Here is a 19,574-nt window from a genome sequence, read left to right as displayed (position 1 = left end):
CGCCTGTGAATAAAAAGAGTTCTTGTCAGATAACTGCAACAAAGGTTGAATAAAATATCGACGTAAGTTGATCGAAAACAGCCGCGAACGCGGCGCATTGACGGGGACATTAGCGGTGAAGACTTGGATCTTGGCCGGCGCTGCCGCCATTCTTGCTTTAACGGCGCCCGGCGCCGCGTTCGCCGACAAGACGAAGGTGACGATCTACACCGCGCTGGAGAACGACCAGCTCGGCCCCTTCAAGCAGTCGATCGAAGCCGCCGTTCCCGACGCCGAGGTCGCGTGGGTGCGCGATTCCACCGGCGTCATCACCGCGCGCTTCCTTGCGGAGAAGGACAATCCGCGGGCGGACATGGTGGTGGGCCTCGCGGCGTCGAGCCTGCTGATGTTCGAGAAGGCGGGGATGCTGGAAGCCTACAAGCCGGCCGGCGTCGACCAGCTGAAGGAGATCTTCCGCGACCCCAAGGAGCCCTATGCCTGGACCGGCATGGACGCCTTCCTCGGCGCGATCTGCTTCAACACCGCCGAGGCGGGCGGCGCGGCGGCGCCCGCCTCCTGGAAGGACCTGTTGAAGCCCGAGTTCAAGGGCAAGATCGTGATGCCGCACCCGGCCTCGTCCGGCACCGGCTACCTCATGGTCGCCGGCTGGCTGCAGAGCATGGGCGAGGAGGAGGGGTGGAGGTTCATGGACGGGCTCCATGACAACATCGCCGCCTATCTGCATTCCGGCTCCGCTCCGTGCGTTCAGGCCGCCCGCGGCGAGCGCGTGATCGGCCTCGCGCTCGACATGCGCGGCGCCGCCGAGAAGACCAAGGGCGCCCCGATCGAGGTCATCCTGCCGAAGGAGGGAGTCGGCTGGGAGATGGAGGCGAGCGCCATCGTCAAGGGCACCAAGAACCTCGACGTGACCAAGAAGATCGCCGACTGGGTCGCGACCAAGGACGCGAACGCGCTGTTCTCCAAAACCTACGCGATCGTGGCCTATCCCGGCGTCGCGAACATCCCGGCGAACTATCCGGCGGGCGCCGAGCAGGCGATGATCAAGAACGACCTGTCGTGGATGGCCGACAACCGCGAACGCGTGCTGGCCGAGTGGTCGAAGCGCTACGAATCCAAGGCCGCGCCGAAGAAGTAAGGCGCGTAACGTCGCGCTCGTGTCCCGGCCTTGAGCCGGGACCCAGAACCGCGGCGTCACCGAAAAAGACACGCCGACGTCGCTCTTCATCCGGCCGTGTCGGCGGGTCCGGGTCCCGGCTCGAGGCCGGGACATGAGGTCGAGCTATCCAGCGCTTCTCTCGAGAGGGCCGCCGCCATGACCGTAGCCGATACGATCGCAAGCTCCTTCCTCCGCGTGCGGGGGCTGGGCAAGAGCTTCGGCGCGTTCCAGGCGCTGAAGGACGTCGATCTCGACGTCGCCCGCGGCGAGTTCGTCTGCTTCCTTGGGCCGTCGGGTTGCGGAAAGACCACGCTGCTGCGCGCGATCGCCGGCCTCGACCCGCAGGACCAGGGGACGATCCACATCGGCGGGCGCGACGTCTCGAAGGCCCCGCCGTCCGAGCGCGACTTCGGCATCGTGTTCCAGTCCTACGCGCTGTTCCCCAACCTCACGGTGGCGAAGAACGTCGGCTACGGCCTCGTCAACCGCGCGCGCCCGCGACGTGAGATTGACGCGCGGGTGGCGGAGCTGCTGGCGCTTGTCGGCCTGCCCGAGCAGGGGACGAAGTTCCCCGGCCAGCTCTCCGGCGGCCAGCAGCAGCGGGTGGCGCTCGCCCGGGCGCTCGCGACCTCGCCCGGCCTGCTGCTGCTCGACGAGCCGCTGTCGGCGCTCGACGCCAAGGTGCGCGTGCGGCTGCGGGACGAAATGCGCGCGCTGCAGCAGCGGCTGGGCGTCACCACGATCATGGTGACCCACGACCAGGAGGAGGCGCTCGCCATGGCGGACCGCATCGTGGTGATGAACCACGGCGTGATCGAGCAGGTGGGCACGCCCGAGGAGATCTACCGCCGTCCCGAGACCGCTTTCGTGGCCGACTTCGTGGGCCACATGACCTTCCTCGACGCGGTCGTCACCGGGCCGCGCAGCGTCAAGGTCGGCGCGCTCGACTTCATCGTGGCGGAGGACGCCGGCGCTGAGGTCGGGACGCCGGTCAAGCTTGCGCTGCGCCCCGAAGCCGTCCAGACGCGCGGGGTCGCGGCCGACGCGCCGAACCGGTTCGACGCGCGGGTCGGCGACCTCGCATTTCTCGGCGCCTTCTGCCGCGCCCAGCTCGCGCCGATCGAGCCCGGCGCTCCGATCATCGCCGCCGACATCTCCGCCAACGCCATGCGCGACCTTGGCGTCGCGACCGGCGACGTCCGCTCCGTCGCCTTCCCGCCGGAGGCGCTGCGCGTGTTCGCCGCGGCGGCGTCGTGAGCGAGCTCGCGACCTCCGCGCCTGCGACGGCCTCGGCCATGCGTTTCCGCCGCGCAGGCCTCGGCGAGGCCCAGGTCGCGGGCGCGCTCATCGCCGTCGTCTGCCTCGTCCTGATCCTGATCATCGCGCTGCCGCTGTGGACGCTGCTGTCGAAGAGCGTGCAGAACGTCGACGGCCAGTTCGTCGGCCTCGCGAACTTCGCGGCCTACGCCCGTTCGCCGACGCTGGTCGCCTCGCTCGTGAACAGCGTGATGGTGGCGGGCCTCGCGACCGCGATCGTGATCCCGCTCGCCTTCGTCTATGCCTATGCGCTCACGCGGAGCCGCATGCCGCTGAAGGGCCTGTTCGCCGCCGCCGCCCTGCTGCCGATCTTCGCGCCGTCGCTGATGGCGGCGCTGGCGCTGATCTACGTGTTCGGCAACCAGGGCATCCTCAAGTCCTGGATGATGGGCGCCTCGCTCTACGGGCCGATCGGCATCGTGGTGGCGGAGGCGCTCTACAGCTTCCCGCATGCGCTGCTGATCCTCACCACCGCGCTGTCGCTGTCCGACGGGCGTCTTCGCGAGGCCGCGGACGCGCTCGGCACGACCCGCCGGCGCATCTTCTGGAGCATCACTTTGCCGGGCGCGCGCTACGGCCTCGTCAGCGCGGCCTTCGTGGTCTTCACCCTCGTCATCACCGACTTCGGCGTGCCGAAGGTGATCGGCGGCCAGTTCGACGTGCTCGCGACCGACGCCTACCGCCAGGTCGTCGGCCAGCAGAACTTCCCCATGGGCGCGGTGGTCGGCCTCGTGCTGCTGATCCCGGCGGTGGCCGCCTTCTTCGTGGACCGTCGCGCCCAGAAGCGGCAGACGGCGCTGCTCTCGGCGCGCGCGACGCCGTACTTTCCGAAGCGCGACCGCCAGCGGGACTGGTCGCTGTTCGCCTTCGTCGCGCTGGTCGGAACCGCCATCGTCGCCACCTACGGCGTCGCGGTCTGGGGCTCGTTCGTGCGCTACTGGCCGTACAACCTGTCGCTGACGCTCAACAACTACGACTTCGCCAGCGTCGAGCCGACGGGCTGGGAGGGCTACGTCAATTCGCTGAAGCTCGCCGGCCTCACCGCGGTCATCGGCACGGCGTTCGTGTTCGTCGGCGCCTATCTCATCGAGAAGCTCACCGTGTTCCCGCGCCTCCGGGGCTTCGCGCACTTCCTCGCCATGCTGCCGATGGCGGTGCCCGGCCTCGTGCTGGGCCTCGGCTACGTCTTCTTCTTCAACGCGAGCTGGAACCCGCTCAACGTGCTCTACGGCACGCTGGTGGTGATGGTGATCAACACGGTCGCGCACTACTACACGGTCGCGCACATCACGGCGCTGACGAGCCTCAAGCAGATCGATCGCGAGTTCGAGGCGGTCTCGGCCTCGCTCAAGGTGCCGTTCTGGCGGACCTTCTCCCGCGTCACCGCGCCGATCTGCATGCCGGCGATCCTCGACATCGCCGTCTACCTCTTCGTCAACGCCATGACGACGGTCTCGGCCGTGATCTTCCTCTACGGCTCCAGCACCAAGCTGGCCTCGATCGCGATCGTGCACATGGACGAGGCCGGCGCCGTCGCCTCCGCCGCCGCCATGGGCACGGTGATCATGGCGACCGCGATCGGCGTAAAGCTGCTGCATGTGGCGCTCAACGCGCTGGTCTTCGGCCGGCTGCAGCGCTGGCGCGTCCGGTGAACGCTAGGGCCAAGAGCATGAAACCCCGCCTCGTCGCCCAGTCCGAAAGCGACACCAACCTGACCAACCGGCGCGCCGCCTGGCAGGCCGGCGCGCTCGACGGGCCGACCCGGACGCTGCTCGCCCGCGACGAGCGCGCCTTCCTCCGCCAGTCGGTCTCCACGCCCTGCCTCAACGCCATCGCCAAGGCGGAGGGGATCTGGATCGAGGACGTCGCGGGCCGGCGCTACATGGATTTCCACGGCAACAACGTCCACCACATCGGCTACGGCCATCCGCGCCTGAAGAAGGCGATCGCCGACCAGATGGACGCGCTGCCCTTCGCCCCGCGCCGCTACGCCTGCGAGCCTGCGGCGCTGCTGGCGGAGAAGCTCGGGTCGATCACCCCGGGGACGCTCTCGAAGGTGCTGTTCACCACCGGCGGCTCGGACGCGATCGAGCTGGCGGTGAAGATGGCGCGGATCGCGACCGGCCGGTTCAAGACGCTGTCGTTCTGGGACGCCTTCCACGGCGCGGGCGTCGGGGCCGGCGCCATGTCCGGCGAGATGCTGTTCCGCTCAGGTCCCGCCGCGCCGCTGGTCGCCGGCGCGCTGCAGGTCGCGCCCTTCGGCGGCTACCGCTGCCCCTATGGGACCACGACGCCCGAGGCGAGCGGGGCGGCCTGCGCCCGGATGATCGACTACGTGCTGTCGCGCGACAGCGACGTGGCGGCGCTCGTCGCCGAGCCGACGCGCGCCGTGCCCTACGTGGCGCCGCCCGGCTTCTGGGCCGAGGTGCGCGCGATCTGCGACCGCCACGGCGTGTTGCTGATCTTCGACGAGATCCCGACCGGGCTCGGCAAGACCGGCCGCATGTTCTCCTGCGAGCACGACGGCGTCGCGCCCGACATCCTGGTGACCGGCAAGGCGCTCGGGGGCGGCATCCTGCCGATCGCGGCGCTGATCGCCCGGCCGGAGCTGGACGTCGCGCAGGACTGGGCCTTCGGGCACTACACGCACGAGAAGAACCCGGTCACGACGCGCGCCGCCCTGACGACGATCGAGATCATCGAGGACGAGGGGCTGGTCGAGAACGCCGCGGCCGTCGGCGCCTACGCGCTGGAGCGCCTGAAGGACATGAGCAGCCGGCGCGACGTCATGGGCGACGTGCGGGGCAGGGGGCTTCTGCTGGGCGTCGAGATGGTGAAGACTGGCGGGTCCGATCCTGACGGGGCGCTTGCGGAGGACATCATGTACCGCGCGCTGGACCTCGGCCTGTCGTTCAAGACGACGATGGGCAACGTCATCACCCTGACGCCGCCGCTGACCCTGACGCGCGACGAGATGGCGCTCGCGCTCGACCGGCTGGAGACGGCGATCGACGGCGCGCTCGCCGAGAGGGGAGATTGAGCCGGGCCTTCCCCCCTCACCCTTGCGGGGAGGGGCCGGGGGTGGGGGTGGTTCCGGACACGTCGCCGGCCCCCATGCCGCTCTATGCCGACCCACGGCGTTCGGTTCTGGACCACCCCCACCCTTACCCTCCTCGCAAGGGGGAGGGGCGGAGACGTCGGGCCGAGAACCGTGGAGCGCAGCGCGTCTGGGTTCCGGCTCAAGGCCGGGACACGCGCGCAGCGTCGTGACAGCATGAGCGCCACCCACGTCCTGATCGAACTGCTGGGCGAGGTCGCGCTTCTGCTCTGGGGCGTGCATGTGGTCAGCAGCGGCGTGCAGCGCGCCTTCGGCAGCGACCTCCGCCACATGCTGGGCGAAGCCCTGCGCAACCGCGGCCGCGCCTTCCTGGCCGGAATCGGCGTCACGGCCCTGCTGCAGTCGTCGACCGCGACGGCCCTGATGATCGCCTCCTTCAGCGGGGCGGGGACCGTGGAGCTCGCCCCGGCGCTCGCCATGATGCTGGGTGCGAATGTCGGCACCACGCTGATCGTGCAGGTCGCCTCCTTCGACGTGTCCTATGTCTTCCCGCTGTTGCTGTTCATCGGCGTCGCGGTCTATCGCCGGGGGCGGTCCAGCCTCGTCCGCGACCTGGCGCAGACCGCGATCGGCCTCGGCCTGATGCTGCTCGCGCTGCATCTGCTGGTGGAGACCATGCGGCCGATCGAGGCCTCGGGCACGCTCCGGATGCTGCTCGGCGCGCTGACCGAAGAGCCGCTGATCACGGTGCTGCTGGCGGCGGCCTTGAGCTGGGCGGCGCACTCCTCCGTCGCGGCCATGCTGTTCGTGATGTCGCTCGCGGGCGCGGGCGTGATCTCGACCGAGGCGGCGCTCGCCATGGTGCTGGGCTGCAACCTCGGCAGCGCGCTCAATCCGCTGATCGACGCGATGGGCGGCGCGCCTGCGAAGCTTCGGGCGCCGCTCGGCAATCTCGCCAACCGCCTCGTCGGCTGCGCGCTGGCGCTGCCGTTCCTCGGGCCGATCGCGCAGGGCCTGTCCGTCGTCGACGCCGACCCGGCGCGGCTCGCGGCGCTCGGCCATCTCGCCTTCAACATCGCTACAGCCGTGCTGTTCATCGGCCTGCTGCCGCAGCTCGCGGCGCTTCTCAAGCGCGCGCTGCCCGACCGGCCGATGGAAGGCGACCCCGCCACGCCGCTCTACCTCGACGAGGCCGCGCTTTCGACGCCGTCGGTCGCGCTCGCCAACGCCGCGCGCGAGGTGCTGCGCATGGCGGACGTGGTGGAGGGCATGCTGAAGGGCTCGCAGGGCGCCTTCGCCCATGACGACATCGGCCGCGTGCTCAACGTCAGCCGCACCGACGACGTCCTCGACACGCTCTACGACAAGATCCAGCTCTACATCGGCGCGATCGACCACGACCGGCTGAGCGACAAGGAGACCCAGAGGGTCTTCGCCACGCTCGCGCTCGCGATCAACCTCGAGCACATCGGCGACATCGTGGACAAGAACCTGATGGAGATGGCGGCGCAGCGCATCCGCGACAAACGCCTGCTGCCGCCGGCCGCGATCCAGCGCATCGACGCCATGCACGCGCGGCTGTGCGAGCACCTGCGCCTCGCGGTGGCGGTGTTCATGTCGGGCGATCATCAGGCGGCCCGGCGGCTCGTCGCTGAGAAGGAGCAGTTCCGCGAACTGGAGCGCGAGGCCACCGAACGCCATTTCGCCGAGATGCGGTCGGGTCGCTCCGACCAGATCGAGACCAGCGCCCTGCAGCTCGACATCACCCGCGACCTGAAGCGCATCGAGGCCCACATCGCCGCGACCGTCCACGGCCTGCTCGAGAGCGACGGCCAGCTCCGCGCCAGCAGGCTGGCGCCAGGGCAGCCCTGACCGGCGCCGCTCCTGTCGATGCGCGGGAGCTCCGGTTCCGAGTCGGCTGCAGGGCCAATTGACACCCGCCGCATGTCCGCCATAGCGTCCGCCGCGACGGTTCCCCTCGGGGATCAAAAGGGAACGCGGTGCGGGTCTTCGGGCCTCATGCCGCGGCAGCCCCCGCTACTGTAAACGGCGAGCGCTTCGTCACTCAGCCACTGGGCCTTCGGTCCCGGGAAGGCGACGACCAGCGCAGCGACCCGTGAGCCAGGAGACCTGCCGTCAGTCGTGTGGTCACACGCGAACGCGTCGGGCGGGGTGCACCGATGGTGGGCGAACCGTCGGCGCACGTGAGGTGCGTTTGCGGCCAGACCTCGAGTTCGCGGTGACGTGCCACTCGTCCCGCTCGGGGTCTCGATGTCCAAACTGCTTTCCCGCCCACGGCGCGCCCGCGCGCGCTCGGCCGCCGTCCTCGCCGTTTCCTCCGTCCTCGCCAGCCCCGCGGCCGCCCAGCAGGCGCCCGCGGACGACGCGACCGCGCTCGAAGAGATCTCGGTCACCGCGAACCGGGTCGAGGGCCCGGCCGCCGCGATCGGCAGCGCCGTCTCGTCAATCTCCGGCGCAGAGCTGGAGCGCCGCCAGATCCGCGTCGTCTCCGACGTCCTGCGTGAACTCCCCGGCGTCGCCGTCAACCGCACCGGCCCGGTCGGCGCTCTGACCCAGGTCCGCATCCGCGGATCGGAGGGCAACCAGACGCTCGTCATCGTCGACGGGATCCGGATGAACGATCCGGGCACGAGCGCGGAGTTCGACTTCGCCAACCTGCTCAATCTCGAAGTCGAGCGCGTCGACGTGCTGCGGGGTCCCCAGAGCGCGCTCTACGGCTCCGACGCGGTCGGCGGCGTGATCAACATCGCGACCCGCAAGGGAGAGCCGGGACCGACGCGGTTCCGGGCGAACATCGAGGGCGGTTCGTTCGGCGCCCTCACCGGCACGGCGTCGGTGTCCGGCGGAACGCAAGCCTATGACTATCTCATCGCCGGCCAAGGCTTTCGGACGAGCGGGATCTCGACCGCGGGCGGCACGCTCAACGGCTCGCTCTTCAACACCACTTACGCGCGTGACCGCGACGGTTACGAAAGCGGAACCGGCCTGGCCAAGGTCTCGGTCCGCCCGAACGAGATGTTCGAGTTCACCGGCGTCGCCCGCTACACCGAATTCGAAGCCGACCGCGACGGGTTCGATGCGGCGCAGGGGTTGCCTTACGCGGCAGCGATCGAGAACCGCGACACCGAAAAGGGCAAGCAGTTCTATGGCCGCGCGCAGGTGAAGGCGACGCTGCTCGACGGCGCCTGGGACCACGTCGCGGGGATGAGCTACACCAACTCCGACCGGCGCAGCTTCGACGGCGACGATGTGAAGACCTTCGCGTCCGTCGGCGAGATGACGCGGTTCGACTATCAGACGAACTACCGCTTCGCGACCCAAGCCGGGCTGCCGGCGAGTCACGTGCTCACCTTCGGGGCTGACGCCACGCGGGACGCCGTCGACAGCTTCACCGCATCTCCGTTTGACCGGCCGCCCTCGGTCAAGCAGCACATCGACAACACCGGGCTCGTCGGCCAATACCAGCTCGGCCTGTTCGATAGCCTCTATGTGACCGGGAGCATCCGTCACGACTTCAACGACCGCTTCGAGGACGACAGCACGTATCGCCTCGCGAGCGCCTACACGTTCGAGCGCTCGAAGACCAAGATCCGCGCCTCCTACGGAACCGGCGTGAAGAACCCGACGACCTTCGAGCTGTTCGGCTTCGCGGACAACTTCGTCTCGAATCCGGACCTCACGCCGGAGAGGGCGCAGGGCTGGGACGTCGGCGTCGACCAGCCGTTCTGGAACGACCGGGTGATCCTGGACGCGACCTACTTCCAGCAACGGGTGAAGGACCTGATCTCCAGCGTGTTCGTCCCGGCGAAAGGCGCGAGCCAGCCGGTCAACCTCGCGGGCAAATCCAAGATCGATGGCGTCGAACTCGGCCTGACGGTGAGGCCGTTCGCGGACGTCAGCATCCGCGCGGCCTACACATTCACGGACGGCGAGGACCCCGCCGGCGACACGTTGGTCCGCAGGCCGCGCCACATCGGCAGCGTGAACGTCACTTACGTGTTCCTCGACGGCCGCGCGAACGCCAACCTTGGCGTGGTCTACAACGGCCGCCAGAAGGACGACCGGTTCGACGCCGAGACTTTCGAGCGGACGCCCGTCTCGCTGAAGGACTACACGCTCGTCAACCTCGCGGCGTCCTACAAGGTGACCGGGAACGCCGAGGTCTACGGACGGATCGAGAACCTGTTCGACAAGAAGTACGAAGAGGTCTTCACCTACAACACGCCCGGCCGCGCGGCCTATGGCGGCGTGAAGGTGTCGTTCTGATGCGCGCGCGCGCGCCGGCGCCATGACGCTAATCCTCGCGGGCGGACGCCGCCGCCGCGGCCCACGGCGTGACGCTGGCGCGAATCCGCGCCGGGGGCACGCCTTCGTCGCGCCCTGGCGGCTCTTGGGACGGGACGAACGATCGGGAGATCAGCGACGATCGACGCCGTGACGACGTTGCTCATGGCCGAGATCGGCGCTCCGTAACGATCCGCCTTTTGAAACCGCGACCGGCGGGGAGCGCAGCTCGCGCCCCGCCGTGACCTGATGGGAGCTCGGCGCCGGACCGGCGCCGTTTCTCACTCGGGCTTCACCCCCGCGGCCTTGATGACCGCGGTCCAGCGCGTGGCCTCGTCGGCGATGAGCTTGGCGAAGGCCTCGGGAGAGGTGTGCATCGGGATCGCGCCGGCGTCGGTGAACTTCTTCTGGGTGTCCGGACGCTGCATGAAGGCGTTGATCTCGGCGGCGTATTTGTCGATCAGCGGCTTGGGCGTCTTGATCGGCGCGAGGAAGCCGTGCCACGCGACCGCTTCGAAGCCGGGGACGGTGTCGGCCACGGGCGGCAGGTCCGGGGCGGCGGGAATCCGCTCCTTCGTCGCGGTTCCGAGCGCGACGAGCTTGCCCTCCTTGATCTGCGGCAACAGCAGGGGCGCGTTGTCGAAGGCGATGTCGATCTGGCCCGCGAGCAGGTCCGGCAGCATCTGGCTGGAGCCCTTGTAGGGCACGTGGGTCATCTTGGCGCCGGTCATCTGCTGGAACAGCTCACCCGCAAGATGCTGGGTGGTGCCGACGCCGGCCGAGCCGAACGAGACCTTTTCGGGGTTCGCCTTAAGGTAGTCGATCAGCTCCTGGACCGTGCGCGCCTTGATGCGCGCCGGGTTCACCACCAGCAGGTTCGGCACGACCGAGACCTGGGTGATCGGCGCGAAGTCGCGCAGCGTCTGGTACGTGACGCGATCAGCCAGCAGGGTTGGGTGGATCGACAGGTTCGAGGTGCTGGCGATCGCGATGGTCGAGCCGTCGGCCTCGGAGCGGGCAAGCCGTCCGAGCGCGAGAATGCCGCCGCCGCCGCCGACGTTCTCCGCCACGACCGGCTGGCCGATGGCGGCGTTGAGCTGGTTGCCGATCAGGCGCGCGAAGATGTCGGCGGTTCCGCCCGCGGTGAACGGCACCAGCAGGGTGATGGGCTTCTGCGGCCAGTCGCCGTCGGCGGCCTGAGCGGCTGCGGGGGTCGCGAGCGCGAGCGCCGCGACGAGAAGGGACTTGAGCATGGGAATTCCTCCGGGACGGGTCGTTTTTTGCTTGGGGATCGGGCGGCGGCCGGGGCTCAGGAGTCCGGCGTGAGCACCTTTCCGGGGTTCATGAGCTGCTGCGGGTCGAACAGCGCTTTGACCTTCCGCATCCAGGCGAGTTCGAGCGGATCCGCCACGCGGGCGAGCCGTTCGCGGTTCGCCACGCCGATGCCGTGCTCGGCGCTGATCGAGCCGTTCAGCGCGGCGGTCTCCTCGTCGACGATGCTGTTGATCGCCGCGGCGACGTCCTTCATGGCGTCGGCCTGATCCGGGGCGACGCCCGGAATGATCGCGAGCACGTGGATGTTGCCGTCGCCGATGTGGCCGTGGAGCGCGATGCGGGCGTCCGGCCGCGTTTCGGCGATGCGCGCGGTCACCCGCGTCACGAACTCCGCCTGCGCGTCGAGCGGCACGGCGCTGTCGTGGCTGATGACGTAGCCGGCGCGCTTCGAGCCTTCCGACACGCTGTGGCGGATCTTCCAGAGCGCCTCGGCCTGGGTCTCGGACGAGGCCACAAGCGCGTCGGTCACCAGCCCCCTCTCGAAGGCCTCGCCGAGAAGGCCCTCGAGAAGTCCTGCGAGGTCCTGGCCCTCGAGCGTATCGACCAGCTCGATCAGCAGGTAGAACGCGCTGTCGAGCGCAAAGGGGATCGCGAGGTGGGAGACGTTCTCGGCGATCACCTCGATCTGGCCGCGCGACATGATCTCGAAGCTGCCGAGGCGTTCGCCGAGGCTTGCGCGGGCGAGCGCCAGCAGGCTCAGCGCGTCCTCGATCGCGTCGAGCTTCGCCATCGCGACCGCCCGCCCGCGCGGCCGCGGAAACAGCTTCAGCACGGCGCCGGTGATGATCCCGAGCGTCCCCTCCGCGCCGATGAACAGCTGCTTGAGGTCGTAGCCGGTCGAATCCTTGCGCAGGCTCGTCATGGAGGACAGCACGTCCCCGTCCGGCAGCACCACCTCGAGGCCAAGCGTCAGCTCGCGCATGGTGCCGTAGCGCAGCACGGCGGTGCCGCCGGCGTTGGTCGAGAGATTGCCGCCGATCTGGCAACTGCCTTCGGCGCCGAGGCTCATGGGGAACAGCCGGTCGACGCTCTCCGCCGCCGCCTGCACGTCCGCCAGGACGCAGCCGGCGTCGACGGCGATGGCGTCGCCGAGCCGGCTCGTCCAGCGCACCTTGTTGAGGCGGTCGAGCCGCAGCACGATCTGCGGGCGGGGGCCGAGCGGGGTCGCCGCGCCGCACATCCCGGTGTTGCCGCCCTGGGGCGTGATCGCGACGCCGTTCGCTGCGCACCAGCGCACGACGGCCGAGACCTCCGCGGTCGTCGCCGGCTTCACGACGGCGAGCGCGGTCCCGTGGTAGCGCCCGCGCCAGTCGACGACATAGGGTTCCTGGTCGCCGTCGGGGCCGACGACGTAGGCCGCGCTGACGATGGCCGAGAGCGCCTCGACCGCGGTCTCCGGCGTCACGCCGCGACGCTCGCGAGCCGGCTGGGGAACGGCAGCGCGGCGGCGATGGTCGCCTCCTGCTCCGCCGTCAGCGACGTCAGGGGCGGACGCAGACGTCGCCAGCCGGCGTCGCCGGTGCGGTGCGCGGTGAGCGCCTTCATCGAGGCCATCTGCGGGAAGCGGGAGCCGAGCGTCCGCATCGCCTCCACGCGCGCCTGCGCGGCGTCGAGTTCGGCGGTTCTCGTCGCGTCGGCGTGGTGGGCGTAGATGAAGGCGAGGTCGCGCGCCACGAGGTTCGAAGTGGCCGTAATGCAGCCTGCGGCGCCGATCGGCAGCAGCGCGCGCATCAGCGGGTCCGCGCCCGGGAACACCGCGAAGCCGGGGAATCGCTCCAGCATCGTCGTCATGTTGGCGATGTCGCCGGACGAGTCCTTGATCCCGACCACCGTGCCGGGATAGCGCGCGATCAGGCGTTCGATCACCGCCTGCGGGATCGGCACGGCCGAGAACTGGGGGATGTGGTAGAGCACGACCCTCAGCCGCGCGTCGCCGATGCGCTCGATCGCCTCGGCGTAGGAGGCGAACAGGCCGTCGTCGGAGACCGCCTTGTAGTAGAACGGCGGCAGCATCACGACGTCGGTTACGCCGAGCGACAGCGCGTGGCGGGTGAGGGCGACGGTCTCGGTCAGCGCGGCCACGCCGGTGCCCGGCATCAGTTTTCCAGGGGCGATGCCGCCTTCGACGGCGGCCTCAAGGATCGCCATGCGCTCGGCCGCGGAGAAGGAGTTCGCCTCGCCGGTGGTCCCCAGCAGCGCGACGCCGTCGCAGCCTTCGTCGAGCAGGTAGCGGCAGTGGGCGAGGAAGAGGTCGAGGTCCGGCGCGAGATCGGCCTTCAGCGGCGTGAGGGCGGCGCAATAGACGCCGCGCGGAGCGGAAGCGGAGGACATGGCGTTTCCCGTCATGGTTCTGGTCTGTTCCGGCGCCGTCAGGCGGCGCGGCGGTAGATCGCGAGGATGTCGTCGCGGCTCATGTCGCGGGGATTGTTGTCGAGCAGACGCCGGATCCCGTGAGCCTCCGTCGCCATCGTCTCGAAGTCGCTCTCCGGCACGCCGAGCGCGGACAGCCGCATCTCGACGCCGAGGCGTTCGCAGAAGCCGTAGGCCGCCTCGAACACGCCGGCGGGGTCGGTCGTCGGCCGCGCGCCCAGCGCGTCGATCACGGCGGCGGTCTTCTCGGCCGAGGCCTGCGCGTTGAAAGCGAGCGTGTGCGGAAAGATCAGCGCGCAGGCGAGCCCGTGGGCGATGTGATGCCGGGCGCCGAGCGGGTAGGCCACGGCGTGGCCGGCGGTGGTGTTCACCGGGCCCAGGCAGAAGCCGCCGTAGAGCGAGGCGAGCGCGAGGCCGGCGCGCGCCTCGCCGTCGGAGCCGTCGGCCACCGCGCGGGCCAGGAAGCGGCCCACGAGCCGCACGCCCTCGAGCGCGTAGAGATCGATGATCGGGTGCGCCTTGCGGCTGGTGAAGGCCTCGACGCAATGGGCCATGGCGTCGACCCCGGTCGCGGCGGTGACCGCCGGCGGGACCGTCATGGTCAGGTCCGGGTCGACCGCCGCCAGATCGGCCAGCATGAAGCGGCTCTGCACGGCGAGCTTGTTCTGCGTCTCCGGATCCGTAACCAGCGCGCGCGTGCCGCCCTCCGAGCCGGTGCCGGCGGTGGTCGGGACCTGGATCAGGCCGACGGCGCGTCCGAGCACCTTTTCGGGACCGACCACGTCCTTGAGCGTCTGGCCGCTGCCGGGCAGCACCGCGACGAGCTTGGCGAGGTCCATGGCGCTGCCGCCGCCGAAGCCGATCACGACGTCCGGCCGCGCTTCCGAAGCGCGGGCCAGCGCCGCCTCGAGGTTCGGCAGGTCCGGCTCGGGCTTCACCTCGCCGAACACGGCGATCTCGCCGGCGAGGCCGAGCCGGTCGACGCGGGCGGCGTTGAACGCGTCGGCGACCACCAGCGGGCGCACGAAGCCCCGTTCGGCCGCATAGCGCGCGACGGACGCGATCGCGCCGGAGCCGAACTCGATCCGGTTTGGACGCAGGATTTCGATGGAATGAAGCTGCGCGGTCATGGCCGGAATCCTTGGTGGGCGACGCCAATCGCATCGAGCGACAGGCGCGCCGCGTCGCTGAGTTCGCCTGCGATCCGCAGGACGTGCGGCGCGGCCGCGGCGACGAAGGCGTCGACCTCCATGCGCGCGGCGTTGATCGTAAGGCTCACGCCGGCGACGGGCGCGCCGGAGGCGTCGAAGACGGGAGCGGCGACGGTCCGCAGCCCATAGGCGTTCTCACCGTCCGACACCGCGAAGCCGCGCCGGCGGATGTCCTCGAGCTTCGCGAGGAGACCGTCGAGATCGGTCACCGTCCGCTCGGACAGCTTGACCCGCGGGGCGGCTTCGAGATGCGCGATCTGCGCATCTTTCGGCAGAAAGGCGAGGAGGGCGTGTCCGATCGCCGCCGCGTAGGCGCCGGTCCGGCTGCCGGGACGGCGGCTGAGCGGTTGGGCGCCGGGATGCTCCACCCGTTGGAGATAGACGACGTCGCCCCGGTCGAGCGCGCCGAGCGACGCGGAGTCCGAGACCTCCGGAACGACCTCGCGCAGAAGCGGCAGTGCATGAAACGGCAGGTCGCGGGCGGCCAAAGCGGAAAACCCGAGCTCCAGGCATTTCAGCGTCAGCCGGAACTTTCGCGTCCCCGGAACCGCTGCGAGATAGCCGAGGCTCGCGAGCGTGTGGACGAGGCGGAAAGCGGTGCCGCGGTCGTGGCCCGAGCGCGCCGCCGCCTCGGCGATCGTGAGTTCGGGCAGGTCCGGTCCGAACGCCTTCAGCACCTGGAACACCTTCGCGACGCTGCCGACGAAGTTCTTCGGATTGTCGGCGGGCTGGTCGCCGGACGCGACCATCACGCGCCGTTTCCCGTCGGCGCGCGCCCCAGGACGTTTCGGTCGTGCACTCCGGCCTCCCTAAAGCCGCGCGCCGATCATGGCGCAATCGAGTTGATCGGTATCCGATCTTTTGTTCGTTATCCAAGTGTAAGAGCGAGTTTAGAGTGGAGTCAAAGAGATTTCGCGCGTTATGCGCATTTTGGTTGACGATATGCGCAATATGCGCAGATTGAGCATCCGCTGGGGGCAGCGCGCAGCCGCGCTCGTCCGCCGCGGGAGCTTGTCGGCGCCCCGCCGCCCGAGGAGAGGTCATGGGGTTTTTCGCGACCAGGATAGCCGGCCGTCTGGCGCGAGCTTGGCGGACCGCCTGCGCGGATCGGCGTTGCGGGGCATGACGGAGCGCTGGCTGATCCTCGCGGACGACCTGACCGGCGCTGCGGACTGCGCGATCGCCTTCGCGCGTCGGGGCGTTGGGGCGGCGGTCGGCTGGGGCGGATCCTGGCCTGACGCGGCGGCGCGGCCGCCGGTCTTCGCCTACGACGTCGGCAGCCGCGGCGTGGACGCCGCCGAGGCCGCGCGCCGTCATGGCGAACTTCTCATGGCGCTCGACGCGCCGGGCCAGCGCCTGTTCAAGAAGATCGACTCCACCCTTCGCGGCCACCCGGCGGCCGAAATCGCCGCGGTGTCGGGGCATCTCGCGGCGACCGCAGGCGGCTCGCTCGGCGTCCTCGCGCCGGCCTTTCCGGCCGCGGGACGTACGACGCTCGACGGCCACGTCCTCGTCGCAGGCCGCCCGCTCGAAGAAGCCGAGGTCTGGCGCCGCGAGCACAGCTACGACAGCGCCAATCTGCCGGCCGTCTGCGCGACCGCGGGGCTTGCGGCCACCGTCGTGCCCCTGGCCATCGTGCGCGCCGGCGGCTCGGCGCTGACGGCCGCTCTGGACGCGGTCGCAGCCGCGGGCGAGGGGATCGCGGCGTGCGACGCGGAGACGGACGAGGATCTGCGCCGGATCGCGCAGGCGGCCCTCGCCCTCGCCACGCCCGCGTTCTTCAGCGGAAGCGCAGGCCTCGCCCATGCTCTGGCGTCGCTCGGCGAGGCGGGACAAATCGGGGCGCCCGGGCCGCAGCCGACGACGCGCGGCGCCTTGATCGTGGTGGGCTCGCTCGCCGCCGTCTCCCGCGCGGGCGCCCGGCGGCTCGCGGCCTCGGGCGCCGTCGTCCACGCCCCCGTCACGCCCGAGGCGCTGCTGCGGAATCCCGCCGCGCGGGCCGCGTTCGGCGGTCGCGCTGCGGCGGCGTTGGAGGCCGGGCAGGACGTCCTGGTCGAAATCGTGATGGGCGACGCCCCCGACCTCGCGATCGGCGCCGCGCTGGTCGACGCCTTGGCCGACGCGCTTGCGCCCGCGGCCGACCGCATGGGCGCCTTCGTGGCGACCGGCGGGGAGACCGCCGCGGCGCTGCTGTCGCGCTTTGGCGTCAACGGCATCCGCCTGCTCGACGAGCTCGAGCCCGGCGTGGCCTACGGCCTCGCGCTCGGACGTCTTGTCGTCCCCGTCGTCACGAAGGCCGGCGCCTTCGGCGACGACGGCACCCTCACACGCATCGCTGCGCGCCTGCGCGCCGCCCGCACTCACGGAGTTCCGTCATGAGCCGCCCCACCATCGCGATCACCATGGGCGATCCCGCCGGCATCGGGCCGGAGATCATCATGAAAGCCCTCGCGCAGCCCGAGACGCACGCGCTGTGCGAGCCGCTCGTCATCGGCGACGCCGTGCGGCTGCGGGCTGCGGGACGGATCGTCGGCGTCGACCTCGATGTCGCCTCGCTCGCCGACGCCGCCGAGGCCCGCTTCGACACGACCGCCGTGCAGTGCGTCGATCTCAAGATCGTCCCGGCGGATCTGCCCTTCGGCAAGATGTCGCCGATCGCGGGGGAGGCGGCCTACCGCTACGTCGAGACCGCGGTGCGGGTGGTCGAGGCCGGCCTCGCCCAGGCGATCTGCACGGCGCCCCTGACCAAGGAGGCGCTGCACGCCGCCGGCCACAAATATCCCGGCCACACGGAGTTGCTGGCGCATCTCACCGGCACGCCGGAGGTGTCGATGATGCTGACCTCGCCGAAGCTGCGCGTGATCCACGTGACCACGCACATCGGCCTGCTGGATGCGATCGCGAAGATCGAGCCCGGCCTCGTCGAACGCGTGATCGCGCGCGGCCACGACGTGCTGGTGAAGGCAGGGATCGCCAATCCGAAGATCGGCGTTTGCGCCATCAACCCCCACGCCGGCGAAAACGGCCTGTTCGGCCGCGGGGAGGAGGCGGAGAAGATCAGCCCCGCGATCGAGGCCTCCACGGCCAAGGGCTGGGACGTCCGCGGCCCGCTGCCGGCCGACACGCTGTTCTTCCTGGCCGGACGGGGCGACTACGACATGGTCGTCGCCATGTACCACGACCAGGGCCATGGCCCGATCAAGGTGCTGGGTCTGGAAGCCGGCGTGAACATCACTGTCGGCCTGCCGGTGATCCGGACCTCGGTCGACCACGGCACGGCCTTCGACATCGCCGGGAAGGGGATCGCCGACGAGCGCAGCCTCGTCGAGGCGTTGCGGCAGGCGGCGGAGCTCGCCCCGAAGCGGCTCGCGGCCTGAGGTCTCGCCGGCCGCTTCGGAGACGGCTATCCAGGGGACGAGCTCCGACGAGGAATCGACGCCGATGCGCAGCAAGGAACGCCGGACGCTGTTGCTGGAGGCCCTGAAGGCCGGCGAGGCGGACGTGGAGCATCTCGCCCGGCGCTTCGAGGTGTCGGCCTCGACCGTGCGCCGCGACCTTCAGCGGCTCGCGGACGAGAACGCCGTCCGCCGCACCTACGGCGGGGCGATCCTCGCGAGCCCTGCGTCCGAAACGTCGCTCGGCGAACGGCTTGCGACCTATGGGGAGCAAAAGCGCGCCATCGCGCGCGCCGCGCTCGCGCTCGTGGAGGACGGCGACACGCTGATCCTCGACGCCGGTTCGACGGTCGCGGCCTTCGGGCGACTGCTCCGGGGCCGCCGCGTCCGGGTCGTCACCAACAACCTCGTGCTGCCGTCGATGCTCGCGGAGGCGCCGGGCGTCGAACTCGTGGTGCTCGGCGGCGCGGTGCGGCCGACCAGCATGGGTTCGGTCGGCCCGCTCGCCATGGAGGCGATGCGCCGCATCACCGCCGACCGGGTGTTCATGAGCGCCGACGGTGTGGTCGCGGGTCGGGGATTGTGCGAGGCGAGCCTGGATCAGGTCGCGCTCAAGTCGTTGATGATGGAGCAAGGGCGCGAGGTCGTTGTGCTCGCCCACGCGGCCAAGCTCGGCCGCGCCGACCAGTCCGCGTGGGCGGCGCTCCCGGCGTCGTGGACCTTGGTCACCGACCAGCATGCGGACCGGGAGCAAGTCGCCAACCTCGAGGGATACGGGGCGACAGCGATCGTTGCGGCGTGAACGCGCGCCCAGCTTCGGCGAGCTGGGCGCCGGACACGGGAGGACGGCGTCGGCGCCGTCGCGCAGCCGAAAGTCTGTCCCAAATGCTACGCCAGCTAACCTTGATTCACGTGATCTTTTGGTTATTAAGGAACTCGGCTCATTTTCAAGGGGGTATCCTATGAAGTCGCTAAGCTTCCGCGCCTCTGCCGTCGCGCTGTCCGCCACGTTCATCGGCCTGACCTTCGCTCCCGTCGCGGCGCAGGCGGATCATTGGCGCTATCGCCACGGCTATTACGGTCATCATCATGACGGCGGCCGCACCGCCGCGGCGATCGCTGGCGTCGGCATTCTGGGACTCGCCGCCGGAGCCGCTATGGCGGAGTCGTCCCGCGAGCGCTGCCGGCTCGAGCGGCAGAGGTTTCGCGACAGCCGAGGCGTCCGGCGCACCCGCACGATCGAAGTCTGCAGGTAAGCGCAGGCCTCGCGACTGGCCGTCAAACGCGAAAGCCCGCCGAACGGCGGGTTTTTCTGTTCGCGCGGCTCGATAGCCGCCTCGGCCATGGCCCCCTACGACGGCTCGCGCGTTTGACGGCGCGGGCGCTCGGCGGCGGATCGTGAGGCGAGCGGCGGGCTGTTTGCAGAA

The 19,574-nt window shown here is 70.2% G+C and carries 15 protein-coding genes and 1 riboswitch; of the genes, 10 read left to right on the top strand and 5 right to left on the bottom strand.

Annotated elements, in window-relative coordinates; all coding sequences use genetic code 11:
• Positions 1-127: 127 nt before the first annotated feature.
• From JOD31_RS13475 to JOD31_RS13450, 6 genes are all read left to right on the top strand, one after another.
• Positions 128-1,135: a putative 2-aminoethylphosphonate ABC transporter substrate-binding protein gene (locus JOD31_RS13475; protein WP_487345447.1), complete on the top strand. Its 1,008-nt coding sequence runs from the start codon at positions 128-130 to the stop codon at positions 1,133-1,135.
• A gap of 177 nt (positions 1,136-1,312) precedes the next feature.
• Complete coding sequence (locus JOD31_RS13470; protein ID WP_204950853.1) at positions 1,313-2,413, top strand: putative 2-aminoethylphosphonate ABC transporter ATP-binding protein; 1,101 nt, start codon at positions 1,313-1,315, stop codon at positions 2,411-2,413.
• Positions 2,410-4,125, top strand: coding sequence for a putative 2-aminoethylphosphonate ABC transporter permease subunit (locus JOD31_RS13465; protein ID WP_204950852.1), 1,716 nt, complete (start codon positions 2,410-2,412; stop codon positions 4,123-4,125). Before JOD31_RS13470 ends, JOD31_RS13465 begins: the two co-directional genes overlap by 4 nt.
• Before the next feature lie 17 nt (positions 4,126-4,142).
• Complete coding sequence (gene pbfA, locus JOD31_RS13460) at positions 4,143-5,513, top strand: (R)-1-hydroxy-2-aminoethylphosphonate ammonia-lyase (protein WP_204950851.1); 1,371 nt, start codon at positions 4,143-4,145, stop codon at positions 5,511-5,513.
• A 234-nt stretch (positions 5,514-5,747) separates the two neighbouring features.
• On the top strand, positions 5,748-7,403 hold the full coding sequence (locus JOD31_RS13455; protein WP_204950850.1) for a Na/Pi cotransporter family protein: 1,656 nt from the start codon (positions 5,748-5,750) through the stop codon (positions 7,401-7,403).
• Positions 7,404-7,483: 80 nt separating this feature from the next.
• Positions 7,484-7,683: riboswitch (cobalamin riboswitch) on the top strand.
• 119 nt (positions 7,684-7,802) lie between these two features.
• Positions 7,803-9,818, top strand: coding sequence for a TonB-dependent receptor plug domain-containing protein (locus JOD31_RS13450; RefSeq protein WP_204950849.1), 2,016 nt, complete (start codon positions 7,803-7,805; stop codon positions 9,816-9,818).
• A gap of 299 nt (positions 9,819-10,117) precedes the next feature.
• On the opposite strand, the gene JOD31_RS13445 is transcribed toward JOD31_RS13450, so the two are convergent.
• The 5 genes from JOD31_RS13445 to JOD31_RS13425 are packed head-to-tail and all read right to left on the bottom strand — an operon-like array spanning position 10,118 to position 15,501.
• The gene (locus JOD31_RS13445) at positions 10,118-11,089 is read right to left on the bottom strand and encodes a Bug family tripartite tricarboxylate transporter substrate binding protein (protein WP_204950848.1); all 972 of its coding nucleotides are present in this window, start codon (positions 11,087-11,089) and stop codon (positions 10,118-10,120) included.
• A gap of 56 nt (positions 11,090-11,145) precedes the next feature.
• Positions 11,146-12,576 carry an FAD-binding oxidoreductase gene (locus JOD31_RS13440; RefSeq protein WP_204950847.1) on the bottom strand — a complete coding sequence of 477 codons (1,431 nt, stop codon included), beginning with the start codon at positions 12,574-12,576 and terminating at the stop codon, positions 11,146-11,148.
• Complete coding sequence (locus JOD31_RS13435) at positions 12,573-13,502, bottom strand: dihydrodipicolinate synthase family protein (protein WP_204950846.1); 930 nt, start codon at positions 13,500-13,502, stop codon at positions 12,573-12,575. The genes JOD31_RS13440 and JOD31_RS13435 overlap by 4 nt, the downstream gene beginning before the upstream one ends.
• A gap of 38 nt (positions 13,503-13,540) precedes the next feature.
• Entirely contained in the window at positions 13,541-14,671 is a 1,131-nt protein-coding gene (locus JOD31_RS13430) for an iron-containing alcohol dehydrogenase (RefSeq protein ID WP_204950845.1), read from the bottom strand.
• Complete coding sequence (locus JOD31_RS13425) at positions 14,668-15,501, bottom strand: IclR family transcriptional regulator (RefSeq protein ID WP_204951414.1); 834 nt, start codon at positions 15,499-15,501, stop codon at positions 14,668-14,670. The genes JOD31_RS13430 and JOD31_RS13425 overlap by 4 nt, the downstream gene beginning before the upstream one ends.
• A 337-nt stretch (positions 15,502-15,838) precedes the next feature.
• On the opposite strand from JOD31_RS13425, the gene JOD31_RS13420 reads away from it, so the two are divergent.
• From JOD31_RS13420 to JOD31_RS13405, 4 genes are all read left to right on the top strand, one after another.
• A complete protein-coding gene (locus JOD31_RS13420; protein WP_246482500.1) occupies positions 15,839-17,131 on the top strand; it encodes a four-carbon acid sugar kinase family protein in 1,293 nt (430 codons plus the stop codon).
• Entirely contained in the window at positions 17,128-18,129 is a 1,002-nt protein-coding gene (pdxA, locus tag JOD31_RS13415; RefSeq protein ID WP_204950844.1) for a 4-hydroxythreonine-4-phosphate dehydrogenase PdxA, read from the top strand. The genes JOD31_RS13420 and pdxA overlap by 4 nt, the downstream gene beginning before the upstream one ends.
• Before the next feature lie 64 nt (positions 18,130-18,193).
• A complete protein-coding gene (locus tag JOD31_RS13410) occupies positions 18,194-18,949 on the top strand; it encodes a DeoR/GlpR family DNA-binding transcription regulator (protein ID WP_204950843.1) in 756 nt (251 codons plus the stop codon).
• Positions 18,950-19,109: 160 nt separating this feature from the next.
• The gene (locus JOD31_RS13405) at positions 19,110-19,403 is read left to right on the top strand and encodes a hypothetical protein (RefSeq protein ID WP_204950842.1); all 294 of its coding nucleotides are present in this window, start codon (positions 19,110-19,112) and stop codon (positions 19,401-19,403) included.
• The last annotated feature ends 171 nt before the right edge of the window (positions 19,404-19,574 follow it).

This window comes from Methylopila capsulata, assembly GCF_016907975.1.
Taxonomy (GTDB): domain Bacteria; phylum Pseudomonadota; class Alphaproteobacteria; order Rhizobiales; family Methylopilaceae; genus Methylopila; species Methylopila capsulata.
Note: the sequence above shows the minus strand (reverse complement) of the source record. Positions and strands in the feature narration are given on the sequence as shown.

Coding starts and splice junctions, on each gene's coding strand:
- JOD31_RS13470 (WP_204950853.1), top strand. CDS start 1,313: ATGACCGTAGCCGATACGATCGCAAGCTCCTTCCTCCGCGTGCGGGGG.
- pbfA (WP_204950851.1), top strand. CDS start 4,143: ATGAAACCCCGCCTCGTCGCCCAGTCCGAAAGCGACACCAACCTGACC.
- JOD31_RS13455 (WP_204950850.1), top strand. CDS start 5,748: ATGAGCGCCACCCACGTCCTGATCGAACTGCTGGGCGAGGTCGCGCTT.
- JOD31_RS13450 (WP_204950849.1), top strand. CDS start 7,803: ATGTCCAAACTGCTTTCCCGCCCACGGCGCGCCCGCGCGCGCTCGGCC.
- JOD31_RS13445 (WP_204950848.1), bottom strand. CDS start 11,089: ATGCTCAAGTCCCTTCTCGTCGCGGCGCTCGCGCTCGCGACCCCCGCA.
- JOD31_RS13435 (WP_204950846.1), bottom strand. CDS start 13,502: ATGTCCTCCGCTTCCGCTCCGCGCGGCGTCTATTGCGCCGCCCTCACG.
- JOD31_RS13430 (WP_204950845.1), bottom strand. CDS start 14,671: ATGACCGCGCAGCTTCATTCCATCGAAATCCTGCGTCCAAACCGGATC.
- JOD31_RS13425 (WP_204951414.1), bottom strand. CDS start 15,501: ATGGTCGCGTCCGGCGACCAGCCCGCCGACAATCCGAAGAACTTCGTC.
- pdxA (WP_204950844.1), top strand. CDS start 17,128: ATGAGCCGCCCCACCATCGCGATCACCATGGGCGATCCCGCCGGCATC.
- JOD31_RS13410 (WP_204950843.1), top strand. CDS start 18,194: ATGCGCAGCAAGGAACGCCGGACGCTGTTGCTGGAGGCCCTGAAGGCC.
- JOD31_RS13405 (WP_204950842.1), top strand. CDS start 19,110: ATGAAGTCGCTAAGCTTCCGCGCCTCTGCCGTCGCGCTGTCCGCCACG.